We start from the raw sequence: 19,917 nt of genomic DNA, 5'->3' as shown, positions 1-19,917 counted from the left end.
AACCTCCCATTTTAAAAATCATTTAATTTTTAGTGAATTGCAGCAAGCGCCTTCGTTAAGACTGCAGCACCGTTCATTTTACCATAATCAATCATATCAATAACGGTTACAGGTATTCGGCCAGCAGCCATTTCCTTAATCTGCTTCTCCTGATAGCGAACTTGTGGGCCAAGCATGACGATATCGACATCATTTATTTTATTGCTTGCTTCAGAAATCGAGAGCGCTTCAATCGCAACATCCTCCCCAATCTCTTTTGCGTGCGCTTTCATTTTTTCAACTAGCAAACTGGTGGACATTCCTGCTGCACAAACAAGTAAAATTTGTTTCATAGTAAACCTCCTGTTTTTTCTCCGCCCTGCGAAAAGGGCGGAGGAGTAGCACTCATTTTTTCATTTCTCGTTCAATATTGCGCCCATTTTCTTCAATCGTATCTTTATACCAAAAATAACTATCTTTTTTGTAACGTGCAAGCTCTTTTTCGTCGGTTTCATCGCGGTCTACATAAACAAAACCATAGCGTTTCTGGTAGCCGTTTAACCAGCTAAGTAAATCTGTGAAGCTCCACGTACAATAACCAATCATTTCGACGCCATCTGTGATTGCTTCTTGAATTGCATATAGATGGTTACGAATGTAATCAATACGGTATTCATCGTGAATCTCCTTGTTTTCTGTTAGCGAATCGTATTCACCAAGCCCATTTTCGGTAATCATAATCGGCAAGCGATAACGACTCGTGATACGTCTAAGCCCAATTCGAAGCCCGGTCGGATCAATGTCCCAGTCCCAATTCGTTTTCTCTAAATGTGGATTGTTCACGTGCTTCGAAACTCCCGGGATCCCGCTTTCCTCCGTAGTGCCTTTCTTGCCCGTCGTGTTCATTTTCCCAGCCCCAACACCATCTCTTGGGTTGAAAGCATTGGTCATAGTGCGGTAGTAGTTGACACCCATAAAGTCTGGGCGACCACGTTTTAAGAGCTCCATATCCCCTGGCTGTATCGTAGGTGCAAGATCATTTTCTACCAGCCAGTTCCAAGCGGCAATAGGATATTCGCCAAACGTATAAACATCCATCCAAAAATAGGCACTTAGTTCTTCATTATCAAGGGCAGCTAAAACGTTTTTTGGATTTGCATCAATCGAGTAGCTTGGTCCATAAGCAAAACTAGGTCCAATTTTCCCATCCAGGCCAAGTTCGCGATATTTATTAATCGCGGAAGCATTCGCTAAATTGGCGATATGATTTGCTTCATACATGCGTTTTAAGTCCGAAATCCCAGGAGGGTGATACTCCAATTGATACCCGTGCGTGATGAATACATTTTGCTCGTTTAGGGTCACCCAGTGTTTCACACGGTCGCCGAAGCGTTTAAATAGCACCTCCGCGTAATCCGTAAAGTCTTGAATAATACGCCGAGATTCAAAGCCGCCGTATTCGTCTTGAATACCTTGTGGGATATCCCAATGATAGAGCGTTACAATTGGTTCTATCCCACAAGAAATCAGTTCATCAATGAGATTTTCATAAAATTGCAAGCCAGCTTCATTAACCGCCCCGTTGCCATGCGGAATTACACGGCTCCAAGAAACGGAGAAACGATAGGCGCGCAATCCTTGTTCAGCCATCAATTTAACGTCTTCTTTGTAGCGATGGTAGTGGTCAACAGCGACATCTCCATTTGTTCCTTTATATGTTTTTCCGGGTATTCTTACAAAATTATCCCATACTGATGGGCCTTTTCCGTCTGTATTCCAAGCTCCTTCAACTTGATAGGCTGCAGATGCAGAACCCCATAAGAAATCTTCTGGAAAGGGCTTTAGATTTTTATGTTCCATTTTGACACCTCCGTCATTAAACTTGTTATTCTCAATGTAAGCGATTTATTTCTAAACGTAAATAGTTTCATGCCTTTCTGGTCATTGTTTCATGTGATTGGTAAAAGTTTCAAAACTGAAACAACATGTTTCATTGACAAAATGCCAAAATCAAGTTATTCTGTAAGAAATAAATCAAAAGTGAGGTGAGATCGATGTTTCTTTCAAAGGCACAAGCAAGTTTAGTTGAATTCTTATATATTGTTCGTGCGCTTTTTTCCATTTTCGCATTTACAGGGGACAAGTATGCCCAGTTTTCAGTAAATGCATAGATGGAATTTGAAGAGAAGCATGGATCTCATTTTGAATAAATGGGAAGGCACCAGGCGCTTGTCTGGTGCTTTTTTTTGCGTACAAAAAATGTTTCACGTGAAACATTCATGCCTCTTTTCAGCGTGTGAAGGAGGAAGAAAGATGAAAATTATAGATTTAAATCAAGTAAGTAAAAGCTTTGCGGGTGATAACATTTTAAACAATATTTCCATGCAAATCATGGAAGGTGAACGAGTTGGTCTCATTGGACGAAATGGTGAAGGTAAAAGTACGATATTAAAAATTATTGCAGAATTGGAAAGCATTAATAGTGGAAATGTGACTCGAAAAAAAGGTCTGCGAATCGGTATGTTGAATCAATTCCAAGAAAAAACAGCTGATGTGACAGTCTATGATGTTTTAAAAAGCAGTTTTTCTAATCTGCTTGAAATGGCTTCGCAAATGGAGAACTTGGAAAAACAAATGGAGATGGATGCCTCGACTAAAATTATGGATCGATATGGCGATTTACTTGCATCATTTGCGGAACAAGGCGGTTATGAAATGGATTCGGAAATTGCGAAAGTAATGAATGGCCTGGGTATCAGTTCTTTACAAGCGGAAAAATTTAAAGATTTAAGTGGTGGTGAGAAGACGAAAACAGCTTTAGGAGCACTTTTATTGCAAAAAAACGATTTGATTTTACTTGATGAACCGACGAATCATTTGGATTTAAAAGCAGTGACATGGTTGACGCAATTTTTACAGCGCTATAAAGGTGCCATCTTAGTTGTGTCACATGATCGATATTTCTTGGATGAAATTGTTTCAAAAATGATTGAATTGGAAAACCAGGAACTCATCACGTACCATACTAATTTTTCTGGCTATTTAAAAGAGCGTGAAGAACGGATTTTAAGAGAATTTCAAGCATATAAAGACCAACAGAAAAAAATTAAAAAGATGAAGCAAGCAATTAAGCAACTTAGAGAATGGGCAATACAAGCCAACCCACCAAATGATAACTTCTTTAGGCGAGCCAAGAGTATGGAACGAGCGCTTGAGCGAATGGAAAAAGTAAAACGTCCTGCTTTAAGTCAAAAGGAAATGCAGTTGCAGTTTGGAGAGGCGAAACGAAGCGGGGAAGATGTTGTCTTGTTTGATGAAGTGACGAAATCATTTCATGACCGGGTTTTGTTTGAAGATGTTAATTTGCATATTCGTGAGGGGGAGCGTGTTGCGATTATTGGCGATAACGGTGCCGGTAAGTCAACGCTTCTGCGGATGATTTTAGGAGAGGAGGCACCGAGCAAAGGGCGTGTGAAGGTTGGGAGTAATGTGAAAATCGCTTATTTATCGCAACAAATGGACGAAATGTCGGGCAAGGAAACCGTGCTTGAAGCATTTCGTAAGGAGGTTCACGTGCCAGAAGGAGAAGCACGAAACATGTTGGCGAGTTTTATGTTCTATCAGGAAATGGTCTTTCAAAAAGTAGAGCAACTAAGCGGGGGAGAGCGTATGCGACTTAGATTAGCCAAGTTCATCAATCAGCCAGTCAACACGCTTATTTTAGATGAGCCAACGAATCATTTGGATATTGCATCGCGCGAAGTGCTTGAGGAAGCAATTCGTCAATTTAAAGGAACATTAATTGTGATATCACATGATCGATATTTTATTGACGAAACTTGTTCACGGACACTTTATTTGCATAATAAAATATTAAACAATTTTGATGGAAATTTTTCCTGGTTTTCTGAAAAAGTTATATTTTAACAAAAATAAGATATTTTTTGTGACTTTTTTGTGAAACTTGTTAATTTATATATTAATTTTACAAAAAAAGGTTTAACAAAATTAGTAGAAGTGGATTATGATTTTAGTTGAGAGAAACGACAAAGAGGAGTTTTTTTATGATGTATAATAGAGAGAATCAAGCCACTCAGATTTCGGAAGATGAAATATTAACCCTTTGTAAACGTGAGAAAGACTTTAATAAGCATGCTAAAATGATTCTTTTTAAAAAGGGTCAAACCATTTTTACTGAATCAAATCCAGATGGAAAAGTATATTTTCTAGTTGCCGGAACAATGATGTTAAACCTTAGTTTTGAAGAGATGGAACAACAAGAATTAACATTGAAATTTTTAACTGAAAGTGCTTTTTTTGCCCCAGATGCACTTATGCAATTCGACTCAACAACTCAAGTAAATATCAAGTCTTTGACAAGTGGGGCATGTTGGGAAATTAATCATTCTCTCTTAACTCGCATTTTAGCACGTGCTGGAATTGATTCGCGCTTTTTTTTAAATCAGAAGGAGCGACTTTTGCAGATGGCGATGGAGCATTTAGTCAAAAATACTTTGTCTAAAGAAGAAAGAATTCGTGCTTGTATTGCTCAAATTGGACTAGAACTTGGCAGAGAAGATGAACAAGGTCAAATTATTTTGCCTTCAGAGATTACTCAACCCATTTTAGCAAAGTATTCGACTGCAACACGTGAGTTTGTTGCGCTAACACTTGGCCGACTTGTGCAAGATGATATTTTACACGTTCGACCGAAGCCATGGATTATAAAAGATATTAATCGTCTTTAAAAAATGCACTTTCTCTTTCTATGCTTTAAAATAGAGGGAGGAGGTGCTTTTCTATGAAAATACGTTTAGTACAAGGTGACATTACAGAACAGACGACCGATGCAATTGTAAATGCCGCAAACAACACACTCCTTGGCGGTGGCGGCGTAGATGGTGCCATACATCAAGCAGCAGGCCCCGAATTGCTTTCGGCTTGTAAGAAGATTGCGCAAAAAATTGGAAGCTGTACAACGGGTGAGGCAGTCATTACCGAAGGATTCCAATTGCCGGCAAAATACGTTATTCATACAGTTGGACCTATTTGGCAGGGTGGAGATAAACGCGAGCCGAATTTATTAGCTTCTTGCTACTGGAAATCGCTTGATATCGCGGCATATAAAGAGCTAAAAAGTATTGCGTTTCCCAATATCTCAACGGGTATTTATCAATTCCCGAAAGAACTGGCTGCTGAAGTTGCAATAGATACAGTTTCCGAATGGCTATCTGCAGAACCTGAAACGTCCTTAGAGGAAATTTGTTTTGTATGTTTTGATGTAGAAAATTATCAATTATATGATATTAAGTTACGAGAAAAAGGTTTATTAAAATAAAAAAATGGAATTCTTAGGGAACTTTCATATTATTCACAGCAGAATTTAGGGAAATCTGGATAATATATAGTCATAAGCTAACAACAAACAAAACATTTTCATTTCCCCAAAATGAAAATCCCAAAACTCCCTTTTTTGACCAACGTGGTTTCCTCCCTTTTTCCACGTTGGTTTTTTTGTGCGTAAAAGTAATGAATTTAGGGAATAGAAGGAAGAGTAAATCTAGGTGAAAGAAGGATGGGACATGGAGCGACAAGAAAAAATACAAATCTTGAAAGACATTGTAAGCATTGATTCTACGAATGGAAACGAAGAGGCTGTGGCAGACTATTTAGCTGCGGTTTTGAGTCGCCATGGGATTCAATCTCAAAAAGTGATGTTTGCTGAAAAGCGAGCGAATTTAATAAGTCGTATTGGGAATCCAAATGGTCGCGTATTAGGTTTCTCGGGTCACATGGATGTGGTTGATGCGGGGAACTTGGCGGATTGGGACACGCCCCCTTTTGAAGGAACTGAACGAAATGATCAGCTATACGGTCGCGGGGCAACGGATATGAAATCTGGGCTGGCGGCGCTTATTATTGCGATGATTGAACTTGCCGAAGAGAAGATTTCGTTAGACGGAGAAATCAAATTGCTTGCGACTGTTGGTGAGGAAGTAGGGGAGCTAGGCGCTAAGCAGCTTACTGACGAAGGGTATGCTGATAATTTAGATGGTTTAATTATCGGTGAGCCGAGCGGGCATAATATTGTCTATGCGCACAAAGGATCGATGAATTATAAAATTGTTTCTTTTGGAAAAAATGCGCATAGTTCGACACCTGAATTTGGAATTAACGCAATTGACAATTTGATGCTTTGTTATCGTGCAATAGAAAGTTATGTTCACTCTATACAGAAGGAAAATGCAATTTTAGGAAAATTTATCCATAATGTCACCATTATTGAAGGCGGTAATCAAGTGAATAGCATTCCTGAGCAAGCATACATGCAAGGAAATATCCGAACTATTCCAGAAGTTAGCAATGAGGAAGTGAAGCAAAAATTTGCTGAAATTGTAGAACAGTTAAATGGACAAGAGCAAGTTCAGTTGGAATTAAAGTGGGATTATGATAAGCAACCCGTGTTTAGTGAAGCCGACTCCGAACTCGTTCAAGTCGCGCAAGATGTGGCGCAAGAGCTTATCGGAAAGAAAATGCCGCTTCTTGGGATTTCAGGAACGACGGATGCTGCGGAATTCACAAAATCAAAAAAAGAATTTGCAACAATTATTTTTGGACCAGGGAACGAAACGCCGCATCAAGTGAATGAATATGTCAGCATCGCGAATTATTTGGAAATGATTGATGTGTATAAACAAATTGCGATTCGCTTCCTGAATGAAAAGAAATAAATCATTTTCTTAGTGAATTTTCATTTTTTTCACAGTGGATTTTAGGGATTTCTCGGTAATATATAGTCATAAGCTAACAACAAACATTTTCATTTTCCCCTTTTAAATGAAAATCCCAAAACTCCCTTTTTTGACCAGTGTGGTTCCTCCCTTTTCCACACTGGTTTTTTTATGGATTGAAAAAGTATATTTACAAGAAAGAATCAGTCTGCAATAATGAGTTTGGAAAAACCACTTGATTTAGCCACCAAGAGATGACAAAATATAACAGCTTTACCGGGAAACGTGTTTTTCTTAACAAACTTTCATTTTTTTCACAGTAGATTTTAGTAGAGTGCAGTTAAAATATAACCATAAGCTAACAACAAATGATTTTCATTTCCCCCAAATGAAAATTCCAAAACTCCCTTTTTAACCAACGTGGTTCCCTCCCTTTTCCACGTTGGTTTTTTTATGTCGACTTTGAAAACTTGAATTTCATGTGAATATGGAAGGGCGTGTTCTGGCTAAAGGCTCTGTTTATGATGTGCAGTTTCAGTTAATTTGGGGAATTCGTTCTAGCATGGCTACTGTTGTGTCAATCTTCGCGAAAGCCACCCACAACGATATGCAAATTACAAAAAGAAGCACCTAATTACAGCGTATAATGTACAGAAACACTCAAATTACCCTATTTGGGTGTTTTTTTCATGCCTAAATTGCAGGTCAAAATGGAATTTTGCGTTTGGTGAGCGATTATTCATTTTGCGCGTTTTGTGGTACACTTTTAAATAGACTAAATTCGGAAAAGGAGGCGTATATGGTGCTCAAACAGGCAGAAGAGATTTTACAAAAGAGCTTTGGTTATGCGTCATTTCGTTCGGGGCAAAAAGAAGCGATTCGGCAGCTTTTAAATCGGCAAGACACGCTTGCGATTATGCCGACGGGCGGCGGGAAATCGCTATGTTATCAAATTCCGGCACTTGTTTTTGAGGGGCTTACAATTGTGGTGTCGCCACTTATTTCGCTCATGAAAGATCAGGTCGATGCGCTTCATGCAGCGGGAATTTCGGCGACGTTTATTAATAGCACATTATCCATTCGAGAAGTGAATGAAAGACTTAATTTGGCGCGGACAGGGAACCTCAAAATGCTGTATATTGCACCCGAACGACTAGACACGCCACAATTTCAAAGCCTTTTAGATGAAACGGAAATTTCGCTTTTTGCAATTGATGAGGCGCACTGTATTTCACAGTGGGGACACGATTTTCGGCCAAGCTATTTGAAGCTGTGCGATTATTTGAATGATATGGCTGTAAGGCCGCTGATTGTCGCTTTGACGGCTACAGCAACGCCAGACGTTTCAAAGGATATTTGCAAATTGCTCGGCATTCAAAATGAGCATGTTATCAAAACGGGATTTTCTAGAGATAATTTAGCTTTTCAAGTCGTAAAAGGGCAAGACAAGGATAAGTATTTGCTCGATTATTTGGCACAAAATAATACCGAATCGGGCATTGTATATGCGGCTACGCGTAAGGAAGTCGAACGGATTGCGGAGTTTTTGAATAAAAACGGGGTTTCGTCCGGAAAATATCACGGGGGCATGAATGATACGGAGCGCGACGAAACACAAACTGCTTTCCTTTTTGACGAAAAAAGAGTGATTGTAGCAACAAATGCATTCGGCATGGGCATCAATAAATCGAATGTGCGCTTTGTTTTGCATTACAACATTCCGCGCAACATGGAGGCGTACTATCAGGAAGCAGGACGTGCGGGACGTGACGGTGTGCCGAGTGACTGTATTTTACTGTTTTCGCCGCAGGATACGCATATTCAGCAGTTTTTGATTGAGCAATCGGAGCTCCCGGATGAACGGAAAGAGAACGAATACCGCAAGCTGCGACAAATGTCGGGTTACGGATACACAGAGATTTGTTTGCAAAAATATATCGTTCAGTATTTCGGTGAGGACGAGGAAAACTGCGGGAAATGTAGTAATTGTTTAGATACACGTGAGGAAAAAGATATTACGATTCAAGCACAGCAAGTATTTTCTTGTGTGAAACGTATGGGCGAGCGATTCGGAAAGGTGCTTGTGGCCAAAGTTTTAACCGGATCGAATGACCAAAAAGTGAAGCAATGGCGTTTTGATCAGCTTAGTACGCACGGTTTAATGAAAGGCATGTCACAAAAAGACGTTTTGCAACTCATCGACTATTTGACAGCGGAAAAATATTTACAACCGGCAGACGGACAATTTCCTTCGCTTTATTTGACGGAAAAAGCCGTTCAAGTGCTGAAATCGGAACTAATTGTGATGCGAAAAGAAGCGAAACAGGCGACGCGTGTTGTTCTTGATGTGGACCAAACGCTATTCGAATTGTTACGTGAGAAACGACGAGAGCTTTCCGTACGCGACAAGGTCCCACCATACATTATCTTTTCGGATGAAACGCTGCGTGAAATGTGTCAATTTATGCCGCAAAATGAAGCGGATATGCTGAAAATTAAAGGTGTTGGAGCGGTGAAGATGGAAAAATATGGCTTTGAATTTTTAACGCTTTTACAAAATGAACAAACTGGAGTGAATGTAGAATGACAAAAACAGTAGTGCTAGCTGAAAAGCCTTCAGTTGGTAAAGATATTGGTCGCGTTTTAAATGCGCGCGGAAATGGCAAGAACGGCTTTTTAGAAGGCGACAAATATATTGTGACGTGGGCTCTTGGGCACCTCATTACGCTGGCGGATCCTGAGATGTACGACGCGAAATTTAAGAGTTGGGATATGGCAGATCTCCCAATTTTACCCGAAAAAATGAAGTTAGTACCAATTAAAGAAACACGCCGTCAATACGAAACGGTGAAGAAACTTTTGCTTAGAAAGGATGTTTCGGAGGTTGTCATTGCGACGGATGCGGGACGCGAAGGCGAACTAGTTGCGCGCTGGGTGCTTGATTATGCGAAAGTGCGCAAACCTGTTAAGCGCCTGTGGATTTCGTCTGTGACGGACAAGGCAATTCGGGAAGGCTTCAAAAATTTAAAGCCCGGAAAGAACTATGAAAACCTATATCATTCGGCAGTTGCCCGTTCGGTTGCGGACTGGGTTGTTGGGATTAATGCAACACGCGCATTGACGACGAAATTTAACGCGCAGCTGTCTTGTGGTCGGGTTCAAACGCCTACGCTCGCAATGATTGCCGCTCGTGAGGAAGAAATTCAAAAATTTAAGCCAAGAGAACACTATACGCTCGAAGCCGTTACAGAAAATGGGACTTTTACTTGGAAAGAGGGGCAAGTTTTTGATAAGGAGCGAATTGAAACGCTTCTGAAAAAATTGCGTGGTGCTGATTTGCATGTGACGAGTGTCGATGTGAAAGAGAAAAAGAGTTTTTCGCCGGGGCTGTATGATTTAACAGAACTGCAACGTGATGCGAACCAGCGCTATGATTTCTCTGCGAAAGAAACATTAAACTTAATGCAAAATTTATATGAGCGTCATAAAGTGCTGACTTATCCACGTACAGATTCGCGCTATCTTTCTGATGATATCGTACCTACTTTGAAAGAGCGTCTTGAAGGTTGCGGTGTCGGCGAATATGCGAAATTTGCGCGCAGCATTATCCAAAAAGGAATAAAAGCGAATAAATCTTTTGTTGATAACCGCAAAGTTAGTGACCACCATGCGATTATTCCGACTGAAGAAACTGTGTCACTTGGCGATTTATCGGACAAAGAACGGAAAATTTATGACCTAGTTGTAACGCGCTTTCTAGCCGTACTTTCCGAGCCTTATGTGTACGAGGAAACGAGCGTAGAAGCTAAGATGGAAGATGTCGCCTTTTCTTTAAAAGGAAAAGTAGTTAAATCACTTGGCTGGAAGGCGATAGCTGGGCGGAACGATGAAGCTGATACGGTAACCAAAATGAAAGTCGGCGATAAAATTCCTGTCAGACAGGTTCAAATTCGTTCTGGAAAAACCAAACCGCCAGCAAGATTCAATGAAGCCACACTGCTTTCGGCAATGGAAAATCCAAGCAAGTATATGGCGACTTCCGATAAGAGTTTAGCAAAAACGCTTGGTGAAACGGGGGGGCTTGGCACAGTAGCAACACGCGCAGACATCATTGAAAAACTTTTCAACAGCTTTTCTTTGGAAAAACACGGGAAAGAAATTCAAATTACATCAAAAGGACGCCAATTGCTGGACTTAGTTCCGTCTGATTTGAAATCCCCAGAATTAACGGCTGTTTGGGAGCAAAAGCTATCGCAAATTGCATCTGGAAAACTGAACGAACAAAAATTCACGAGCGAAATGCGCGACTATGCTAAAAAAGCCGTTTTAGAAATCAAGCAAAACGATCGCAAATTTAAGCATGATAATGTCACCTCGCAAAAATGCCCAGACTGCGGTAAGTTAATGCTGAAGGTCAAAGGTAAGCGCGGCACAATGCTAGTTTGCCAAGACCGAGAATGCGGGCACCGCGAATCCCTATCGCGTGCAACCAATGCGCGCTGCCCCAATTGCCATAAAAAACTAGAGCTAAAAGGGCAAGGAGATAAACAAATTTTTGTTTGTGGTACGTGTGGCTATCGTGAAAAACTGAGTGCCTTTAATGATCGTCGTGGCAAAGAAAAAAATAAAAATGTTTCTAAAAAAGATGTTGCGAAATATATGAAACAGCAGAATAAACAAGAAGATGAGCCATTTAACAATCCTATGGCAGAGGCTTTAGCTAAATTGAAGTTAGATAAGTAGTTGAAGGAATCGAATGTTTCACGTGGAACATTCGATTTTGCTAGTTATAATAAAGAGGTTGTCTGATAATCAAACGCAATTTCTTGAGGATTTAATTAAGAGGTATAAAGGAGCTGAAGCAGATGAAACAATTTTATGATGAGAGCCACTCTTCAGGTGAGGAATGCAGTCGTACGCTTTGGTACGGGCACTTTTCAAGCATAGAGGAAGAGGGACTAGAAGAAACAATTTGTAGACTCATTGCAGAAGACTTAAAGAAGAAAACGGAGCCAATCCCAACAGCCACACACTGGGTATTTTATCGTGAAGACATTCAAAAAGATGCTTTGGAGGAACAAATACGTTCTTCGATTATGATTTGCTTACGTGATAATCAATATATAGTTCATTATAATATGTCTGATTTTGAGTTTGTCTTGTTTTATGACGCCATTACAAATTGGGTTAAAGAGTTGGAAGTTAGGTTAAATAAGATTTGAATGGCAAAACCGCCTTTTTGTGATTAATTTTACATTCTTTGCTTAAATTGTTAAAATAAAGTAGACGAATTTATCATGGAAAGGAATGTATATGTTAATAGAAGTTATTATGGCGTCTCTGACCAACGTTTTCATTGTGATTACTGGTTGCTACATCATCAATAAGATAATTCCAAATGAAAAAAAGTTGAGTCTTACTTGGAAAACACGTTGTTATATTGTTATGGCGGCTTCTGTGACGAACTTTGCTTTGATGTTTTTCGCGATTAAGTTACCAAGTGGTATTCAAGTTGATTTACGTTTTATTGTTTTTATGCTATTAGCGTATTATATTGGCGCTTCCCCTGCGCTCCTTGCCGCCCTGGTTGCTTGTGGCATTCGTATTTTTATTGGTGGAGGACTAAACGAATCTACGCTATTTGGGGTGTTTTGCACGTTAACCGTGGCACTCCCGCTTATTTTTATTGCGGTGAAGCTTAGGAAAAGCAAATTGCACCAAATCCAGTCCTTTCTCCTTTTAAACACAATAGGGGTGACGATTTATACGGCTACGTTGTTTCTTTATTACGGATATCAGCCATTTGTGTTTTTTATTGGCGGGAGTATCTTCGTAGTTTCATTCGTAGCGCTATTTAGCATTAATTTTATTATCAATGATATGCTCACGACGCGACGCTTACTCCGCGAAGAGGTTGAGTACGCGTATGTGGACTTTTTAACGGGGCTGTACAATGTGAGAGCTTTCAGCAGCCGTACAAAAGAGCTTGCGAAGAACCCGAAAATTCAGGAGCTCGCCATTTTTATTATGGACATTGATTTTTTTAAGAAAGTTAACGATACGTATGGGCACGCATCTGGTGACCGCGTACTCCAATCAATTGCTCAAACGATGAAAACGAAAGTGGAGATGCCTGAAAATCTCTTCCGAGTCGGCGGGGAAGAATTTTGCTACCTACTGCCAAACGCGCCTAGTGAAAAAGCCCATGAAATAGGTGAAGAAATTCGATTAGCTATTCAAGAGCATCCTATTATACTTAGCTCAAGCGAAACAATTCGAACAACGATTTCAATCGGTATCGCATCGGGTGGAAAAAGTAGAAAGCAACTTAATAAGCTTTATCAATATGCAGATAAAGCGCTCTATGAGGCTAAACATACGGGGAGAAACAAAGTAGTTTTATGTAATAGTGAAGACATGCAAGACGCGGTTGCTGGATAAGTAACTGGAATCGGGAAAATTCTTATGTTTAAAAGAATAAGTGTCGAAAAATTGTCACAAATAATCATACAATGGTATGATATAGTGAATAAGTAAACAGATTTATAAAAAAGGAGACTATCTATGAAGAGAAAAGCTTATCGAAATTCACCAGCTTTTGTATTGTTGGCTTGGGGATCATTTGTTACATTTTTAGCATTGATGGTAATTGGGTTAATTACGTTAAAAGAACCGTTAATGGTAAAAGGATATTACTTGATGGGAGCTGTTGGTTTAATTTCATCTGCCTTCACAGTTGCAAAAGTAGTACGGGATAATCAAGAAGACGAAGAGCGTTACAATCAGATGTTCCGTGCAATTGATCAAAGTGCTGAACGAGAAAGTCAAAATTAGTTTACGTTGAAACAAACCAGAAGGAGAATTTCTGGTTTGTTTTTTTTGTATGATAGGTCCAAAATGTAGTTATTTGTCTTTGAAAATTGACAAAAAAGTGAAAATAGGTTTTTTGATTCGATTTATATAAAGATAAAGGTTGTCACTTATTTTTAAATATGTGTATATTGTAAATACAAATTTATCGTTAGATAATTTGTAAAATTTAAAAAATTCAACAAAAAGGGGTTTGATTGAATGAAAAATAAAAAAATCGGCAAGAAAAAGATGAGAATCATTGCTGTTTTGACTCTTGTGACAGGCTTAATCATTTCGCCTATTATCAAAGGAAAGCTAGATATGCAAGTAGATGCGGATACGGCAGTAAGTCATTCAAACGTTCAAAATGATGCAGCAGTTAATACGCTTCAAAATGGTGATTTTGAGAATCCATCTTTTAACAGTGCGGAAAACTGGAACTGGTTTGACGCATCGCTTGTACCAGGGTGGCAAACAACAGCTAGCGACAATCAAATTGAGTTATTGAAGACAGGCTTTATTGATACGATTATTCAGCGAACTTTTCATGCACAAAGTGGCACGCAATGGGCCGAACTAAATGCACATGAGAATTCAGCGCTTTATCAAGATATTTCAACAACACCAGGGACAAAAATTCGTTGGCAAGTCTATCACATGGGTAGACAAAAGGCAGATATTGCTATTGCTGAATTTGGTGCGCCTGGTGGGGCACTAATTGAACAAGTAAGAATGACTGATGGGAATAGTGGCTGGGGAGAATATAAAGGTAGCTATACAATTCCTGAGGGCCAAACAACAACGCGCTTTCAATTTCGTGCGGTCAGTAATACGGGTGAGTTTACGAGTAGAGGAAACTATTTAGATAACGTCCAATTTACAACGCCGTCTGAACTTCAAGTGAAGGGTCAATTTTCTTTGGATAGCATAAAAATTGGTCAGAGTGCGGATTATCAATTGGAAGCTAAAAATATAGGCGGGATGACAGCTGTTAACAATCAATTTTCTGTTCGGATTCCGAATGAGTTATCCTACACAACTGGAAGATTAACGTCCGCGAATACGAGGGTTAGTCAGGAAAGTTATAATGAAGCGACGCGCACGCTTACTTTTAAAACAGAAAGTATTGCAAAAAATGCTACTGTGAATGTAACCATTCCGTTAACTGGGAGCAGTGAAACATCTGCTGCGAGCCCTGATACAGCAGCAACCTATAGTGATGAAAACTTTGAGGAAGAAAGTTACAATGCAGACGCAGTTGATGATGCGATTGCGGTGAGAACCGATGAACGACCTGTCCTCACGGGGGAAGCGGAAACGGTTATACAACTGAATGCTCTGTTTAACCCAATGAGTACAATTCGTGCGACGGATAAAGAGGACGGGGATATTACAGCTCATGTTCGTGTAACGAGCAATTCGGTTGATACGAGCCAATCAGGCAGATACGCAGCAAGCTATGAAGTTACAGACAGTGACGGGAATAAAGCGACTTTTAACCGCACGATTATTGTAAAAGATATTCCAGCGATAACGGGTGAGCGCGAAACACGCTTAAACCCGAATGTGGAATTTGATCCGATGAGCACGATTCGAGCGGCTGACAAAGAGGACGGAGATATAACGAGTCGTGTTGTCGTAACGAACAACCCTGTTGATACGAGTAAATCTTATACATATGAAGTAAGCTACGAGGTCGCGGATAGTGATGGAAATAAAGCGACTTTCATTCGTACCGTTATTGTGACAGCAGCCCCAGTAATAACAGGGGAGATGGAAACGCGCTTAAATCCGAATGCGGAATTTGATCCAATGAGTACAATCGGGGCATCGGATAAAGAAGACGGGGAAGTGACGAGTCAAGTTGAGATTACAAGTAATAATGTTGATACGAGCAAACCAGACACGTATCAAGTGAGCTACGAGGTGACGGATAGTGACGGGAATAAAGCTGTATTTACCCGCACGGTTTTGGTTACAGAAATGCCGCTAATAACTGGGGAAGCTAAAACGCGGTTAAATCCAAATGCGAAATTTGATCCAATGAGTACGATAAACGCGACGGATGAAGAAGATGGAGACATTACAAGCCAAGTTGAGATTACAAGCAACAACGTCGATACGAGTAAATCAGATACGTATGAAGTAAGCTACGAAGTGACGGATAGCGATGGAAATAAAGCGTTCTTTATACGTACAGTAATTGTCACTGAGGCGCCGGTTATAACGGGGCAGGAGACGATAACTTTAAAACAAGGTGAGTTGTTTGACCCGTTTGTCTATCTAACAGCGCAAGATAAAGAGGACGGCAACTTGACAGCTAAGATTGAAATTATTTCGAGTAACGTAAATACAAATTACCCAGATACGTACCAAGTTTTTTATAAAGTAACGGATTCGGACGGGAATGTGGCGGAATTTACTCGCGAAGTCATTGTACAAGCGGAACTTTTGAAATTATCTGAGCCAACTAAAACACTTCCGAAATCGGGAGATACTGCATCGACCAAAACGGTAGTGCTAGGGTTTATCTTATTGACACTCGGAATGCTTCTTCTATGGCGAAAAAAGAAGAAGGAAAATAAGGAAAGCGTTAAAGTATCTAAATAGAAGTAAATCATTACAATGGGGGTTTCCTGCAAATTAGGAAGCCTCTTTTTTGACTTCTCTTCCAATTTACGAAAAAATAAGGTGGAGAGGTGGTTTTAAAATGGAATCGAGACGGATTGTTTTAGAACGAAATGTAGCTATGGAAACACGTGACGGGGTTACACTTATGGCGGATATTTATCGCCCAGAAAAAGGCACTTACCCGGTTTTACTAACGCGGCTACCTTATAGCAAGGAGTACGGTTTGAACTTTATGCGGGCGGAAATTTTGGCGGAGGCGGGCTACGTGGTTATTGTGCAAGATGTGCGTGGTCGTTATTCTTCTTCTGGAAAATTTGTGCCATATGTGGCGGAGGAAAGTGACGGGTTTGACACGATTAAATGGGCTGCTAACCTGCCATATGCAAACGGCGTGGTAGGCATGTTTGGCCTGTCTTACTACGGTTATACGCAAATGCTTGCTGCGATTAGCGGAGCACCTGAACTAAAAGCGATTGCACCTGTGATGGCGCAAAATAGTATGACAGACGTGTTTAATGACCATAACGGTGCGCTCGAACTCGGCATGTGGGAAACATGGAATTTGGAGTCGATGCTTCCAAATATGATTGCACGGGAAGAGTCATCAAAACGGAGTGAGCGTCTGCAAGATGTATTGCGTGACTTAGACAACATTGATTCTTGGTATGACTTTAAGCCGTATGTGGAGTGGCCACCAATTGTGCGAACGGGTGCGATGAATTATTTTTCGGAATTGCTCTCACTTCGGCCAGATGATGCGCACTGGCGCGGGATTACGGTGCGGGATCATTATGCGCGTGTGAATGTGCCGGGGCTACATATTGCGGGCTGGTACGACTGCTTTTTGGATAAAACGATTGCGAATTTTAAAAATGGGCATGAACGTGGTTTGGGGGATAAACTGATTATTGGGCCGTGGACGCATGCGAATTTCACACAGTACATTGGAAATCGGGATTTTGGGTCGGCGGCGAATAAATTTAGCGGGCCGAGTATGCATAAATTGCATCTTGCGTGGTTTGATCATCATTTGAAGGGCAGAGATGAGGCGCCGCGTCCAGCGGTTGAATATTTTGCGATGGGGGCGAATGAATGGCGGTCGGCGAAAAATTGGCCGCTTGAGAATACGCACTTCACGCCGTTTTATTTGGCAAGCGAAGGGTCGGCGAACACGCGAAATGGCGACGGCAGGCTGCACACAAAGCTTCCGGAGGGGAATCAAACGCAAGATTTTTACACGTATAATCCTGAAAATCCGGTGCCATCGAATGGCGGTGGTACGCTCCACAAGGGGCTTCAAGTTGATGGACCGAAAGATCAGGCGGCGCTTGAACTTCGCGAAGATGTTTTGTGCTACACGTCCGCTTCGGTGGAGGAGCCACTTGAAGTGACAGGGCCGATTGTTGTGGAATTGTATGCGAAAACGGATGCGGTGAACACCGATTTTACGGCCAAACTGGTGGACGTTGCGCCAGACGGAACGGCATTCAATTTGACCGATGGAATCATTCGTGCGTCCAGTGTGCATCAAAATGACGTTGCAAACCACATTTTAAAATATACGATTGATCTGTGGGCAGTTAGTAATGTGTTTCTTCCAGGGCATCAGATTCGCGTGGAAATTTCCTCAAGCAACTTCCCGCGTTTTGATCCGAATCCAAACACTGGTGGAAGCTTTATTGACACGGCGACGAGCATCCCCGCAAACCAAGTTATTTTTCATGATGCGGAACATCCGTCCTGTGTCATTTTGCCGATAATAAAAAAATAGATAAGTCTATAGTTGGTGTACGGTATTCCGTATTCATGGTAAAATAAAATGGTTATGTTTTTAATTTTAGAGAAAACTGGCGCGTGCCAGTGGTTTTATAAAGGAGAAGGTAGAGTGAAGAAATTTACAAAAAAAATCGGCGCTGTTTTAATGGCTGGAACGATTGCAATTAGTGGACTATTTATGAGCCCGAGTTTAGCGCAGGCGGCAGATGCACCAAACGTGAATGCGAGTGCAGCCATTGCGATTGAGGAAAGTACTGGAAAAATCTTATATTCGAAAGATGCCGATAAATTATTAGGTATTGCGTCCATGACGAAAATGATGGACGAATACATTCTCCTTGAGCAAATTCATGATGGAAAAATAAAATGGGACGATAAAGTCACGATTTCAGAGTACGCTCACAAAATTTCACAAGACACGTCATTATCAAACGTGCCACTCCGCCTCGGCGAAGAATACACCGTCCAAGAGTTATATGAGGCGATAGCCATTTATTCCGCAAACGGTGCGGCTATTGCACTCTCGGAAAAAATCGCCGGTTCCGAAGGTAAGTTTGTTGAAATGATGAATAAGAAAGCGAATGAGCTAAAACTTGGCGACCACAAGTTCGTCAATTCTACTGGGTTAAACAATGAAGATCTAAAAGGTATGGAACAAGTTGGGACGAATAAAGATGAAAACCAGATGACCGCGCGTGGCATGGCAAAACTAGCGAAACATCTCGTCGATGACTATCCAGAAGTTCTGAAAACGGCGAGCATTACGAAGAAGGATTTCCGACCGGGAACGTCCGACCGTATCGCAATGACAAACTGGAACTGGCTTCTGCCAGGCCTGATTTACGGCCGCACAGGCGTTGATGGTCTTAAAACGGGTACGACTGATTATGCGGGAATGTGCTTAACTGCAACGGCTGAACAAAATGGTATGCGCGTCATCACAGTCATTCTCCATGCAAATGGCGGAACTGGCGCAGGTCAGCACAACAGTGCGCGCTTTGACGAAACAAACAAAATGCTCGATTATGCTTTCAATAATTTTAAAGTTCAAGAAGTAGCAAAAGCAGGAACTGCAGTGAAAGACCCTAAAACGATTGATGTCGTGAAAGGGAAAGAAGATACAGTTGGCCTTGTAACTGGAGAAAATGCCAATCTCGTTGTTCCCATTTCAACTGGTGATGCCAAATTAGACAACAAAGTAACATTAAAAGAAAAGTCAATTGATGCGCCAGTCAAAAAAGGTACCAACGTAGGAACGATGTCCATTACTCTTAAAGATGGTGATAAGCTAGGCTATGTTGACGGCACAGACGTGTTAACCGTTCCAGTTATCACAAATGCAAATGTCGAAGAAGCAGGCTGGTTCACGCAAAGCATGCATGCAGTCGGCGGTTTCTTCCAAGGTGTAGGAACATACGTATCTGACGGAGTTAAAGGTTGGTTTAACTAAAAAAATTTTAGACCCTAGGCAAAGGCTTTGTCTAGGGTTTGCTTTGCAATGAATGTATTTGTTTTAGTTGTAAAATTAGCGATTTCGTGCACAATTCCCTCTTATATTCCTTTGTGTTATACTGAACCATGTAATTATTAGACAACAAAGAGGTGAATGGATATGATTAAAATCCGAATTAGCAAAAACCAATTGCGTAGATTTATAAGCGAGTTAAGGGAGGCAAGGAGTAAGCACCATAGACAAGTCCAGTTTCGAAGGGCGTTGTCCTCATGAGCCGGATTAGTATTGCCGAAGTACGTGCCTTTCAAGAAGCCTTACAAAAGGCCAATGCCACCATGCGTGCCCGTATTCAAGCGGTACAAGCAAGCGCCTTTCGTTATTCGGCGGATTATTTCTTAGACGGGCAAGCGATTCAAGCTTCCCAGTATTATTTTCGCGAAACCTATCAGACGGTAGGCGGGAGTTTGCTTGAAATTTTAGATACGAGTGAAGCAC

The 19,917-nt window shown here is 40.9% G+C and carries 15 protein-coding genes; 13 read left to right on the top strand and 2 right to left on the bottom strand.

Annotation, left to right across the window (positions count from 1 at the left end; all coding sequences use genetic code 11):
• Positions 1-29: 29 nt before the first annotated feature.
• Positions 30-332 (bottom strand): PTS sugar transporter subunit IIB, encoded by a 303-nt coding sequence (locus BN1609_RS08465; protein WP_088810061.1) that lies wholly within the window; start codon positions 330-332, stop codon positions 30-32.
• 52 nt (positions 333-384) lie between these two features.
• The gene (locus BN1609_RS08460; RefSeq protein ID WP_088810060.1) at positions 385-1,839 is read right to left on the bottom strand and encodes a glycoside hydrolase family 1 protein; all 1,455 of its coding nucleotides are present in this window, start codon (positions 1,837-1,839) and stop codon (positions 385-387) included.
• 453 nt (positions 1,840-2,292) lie between these two features.
• Between BN1609_RS08460 and abc-f the strand changes: the two genes are divergently transcribed.
• From abc-f to BN1609_RS08395, 13 genes are all read left to right on the top strand, one after another.
• Entirely contained in the window at positions 2,293-3,906 is a 1,614-nt protein-coding gene (abc-f, locus tag BN1609_RS08455; RefSeq protein ID WP_088840749.1) for a ribosomal protection-like ABC-F family protein, read from the top strand.
• Between the two features lie 137 nt (positions 3,907-4,043).
• Positions 4,044-4,727 carry a Crp/Fnr family transcriptional regulator gene (locus BN1609_RS08450; RefSeq protein WP_088840748.1) on the top strand — a complete coding sequence of 228 codons (684 nt, stop codon included), beginning with the start codon at positions 4,044-4,046 and terminating at the stop codon, positions 4,725-4,727.
• A 53-nt stretch (positions 4,728-4,780) separates the two neighbouring features.
• Positions 4,781-5,317 (top strand): O-acetyl-ADP-ribose deacetylase, encoded by a 537-nt coding sequence (locus BN1609_RS08445; RefSeq protein WP_088810057.1) that lies wholly within the window; start codon positions 4,781-4,783, stop codon positions 5,315-5,317.
• A 244-nt stretch (positions 5,318-5,561) separates the two neighbouring features.
• Positions 5,562-6,710 (top strand): ArgE/DapE family deacylase, encoded by a 1,149-nt coding sequence (locus BN1609_RS08440; protein WP_088810056.1) that lies wholly within the window; start codon positions 5,562-5,564, stop codon positions 6,708-6,710.
• An 802-nt stretch (positions 6,711-7,512) separates the two neighbouring features.
• Positions 7,513-9,297, top strand: coding sequence for a DNA helicase RecQ (gene recQ / locus BN1609_RS08435; RefSeq protein WP_088810181.1), 1,785 nt, complete (start codon positions 7,513-7,515; stop codon positions 9,295-9,297).
• Positions 9,294-11,453, top strand: coding sequence for a DNA topoisomerase III (locus BN1609_RS08430; protein WP_088810055.1), 2,160 nt, complete (start codon positions 9,294-9,296; stop codon positions 11,451-11,453). Before recQ ends, BN1609_RS08430 begins: the two co-directional genes overlap by 4 nt.
• A gap of 122 nt (positions 11,454-11,575) precedes the next feature.
• Complete coding sequence (locus BN1609_RS08425; RefSeq protein WP_088810054.1) at positions 11,576-11,932, top strand: hypothetical protein; 357 nt, start codon at positions 11,576-11,578, stop codon at positions 11,930-11,932.
• Positions 11,933-12,023: 91 nt separating this feature from the next.
• On the top strand, positions 12,024-13,151 hold the full coding sequence (locus BN1609_RS08420) for a GGDEF domain-containing protein (protein ID WP_159458297.1): 1,128 nt from the start codon (positions 12,024-12,026) through the stop codon (positions 13,149-13,151).
• A 123-nt stretch (positions 13,152-13,274) separates the two neighbouring features.
• Positions 13,275-13,544 carry a YiaA/YiaB family inner membrane protein gene (locus tag BN1609_RS08415; RefSeq protein ID WP_088810052.1) on the top strand — a complete coding sequence of 90 codons (270 nt, stop codon included), beginning with the start codon at positions 13,275-13,277 and terminating at the stop codon, positions 13,542-13,544.
• A gap of 237 nt (positions 13,545-13,781) precedes the next feature.
• Entirely contained in the window at positions 13,782-16,172 is a 2,391-nt protein-coding gene (locus BN1609_RS08410; protein ID WP_088840747.1) for an immunoglobulin-like domain-containing protein, read from the top strand.
• A 100-nt stretch (positions 16,173-16,272) separates the two neighbouring features.
• Complete coding sequence (locus tag BN1609_RS08405; RefSeq protein WP_088840746.1) at positions 16,273-17,964, top strand: CocE/NonD family hydrolase; 1,692 nt, start codon at positions 16,273-16,275, stop codon at positions 17,962-17,964.
• Positions 17,965-18,078: 114 nt separating this feature from the next.
• Positions 18,079-19,419: a D-alanyl-D-alanine carboxypeptidase PBPD1 gene (gene pbpD1 / locus BN1609_RS08400; RefSeq protein ID WP_088816030.1), complete on the top strand. Its 1,341-nt coding sequence runs from the start codon at positions 18,079-18,081 to the stop codon at positions 19,417-19,419.
• A 272-nt stretch (positions 19,420-19,691) separates the two neighbouring features.
• Positions 19,692-19,917, top strand: a 226-nt coding sequence (locus BN1609_RS08395; RefSeq protein ID WP_369821891.1) for a hypothetical protein, incomplete at its 3' end; no start/stop codon positions are given.

Source organism: Listeria sp. ILCC797 (assembly GCF_900186185.1).
GTDB lineage: Bacteria > Bacillota > Bacilli > Lactobacillales > Listeriaceae > Listeria > Listeria goaensis.
This window is presented reverse-complemented; position numbering and strand designations above follow the sequence as displayed.